Below are 577 nucleotides of genomic sequence, written 5' to 3'. Positions count from 1 at the left end.
GTCGTGTGATCCGTGGCTACATAGGTATCGATGGTCAGGATATCAACTCGGTGACCTCTCGATTACTCGGTAATAAAAATATTGGTGGGATCGTCGTTCTGGGTATCGACCCTGTTGGTCCAGCGGCCGATGCGGGCTTTGAGGTTCAAGACATCATCATCAGTATCGACAACATCAAGGTAAATGGTCGTCAAAGTGTGATGGATATTGTTACCGACCTGAGACCCGGCACTGTGATTGATGTAGGGATCCTGCGTCAAGGCGAGAGCAAGACGCTGAAGGTGACGATTGCTGAGGATACGCGCTTATAGAGCTTGTAGAATAGGCGTGATGTCCCTCTATTTGATCACTACAGCTATTCAATCGCTAACATAGACATACAAAAAACCCAGCTCGAGGCTGGGTTTTTTCTTATCTATAAAGCTGTTGATCAAAAGCTGCGATTACTCGTCACTCTCAATATCGATACGAGTAACACGCTGTAGGCCTCTTGGCAGTAATCCACCACGACGACCACGCTCACCGCGGAAATTATCCAGATCAGCCGGCTTCAAGCCAAGCTTACGCTTACCCGCAT

Annotated in this window: 1 protein-coding gene; it reads left to right on the top strand. The window is 48.2% G+C overall.

Translation table 11 applies throughout. The features are described from left to right. Positions 1–311: PDZ domain-containing protein (locus KIV40_RS35200; protein ID WP_285354120.1), on the top strand; the 311-nt coding region annotated here is incomplete at its 5' end. Positions 312–577: the final 266 nt, after the last annotated feature.

The organism is Vibrio sp. D173a (assembly GCF_030248475.1).
The sequence above is the reverse complement of the archived record's forward strand: the minus strand, read 5'-3'. Positions and strand labels throughout refer to the sequence as shown.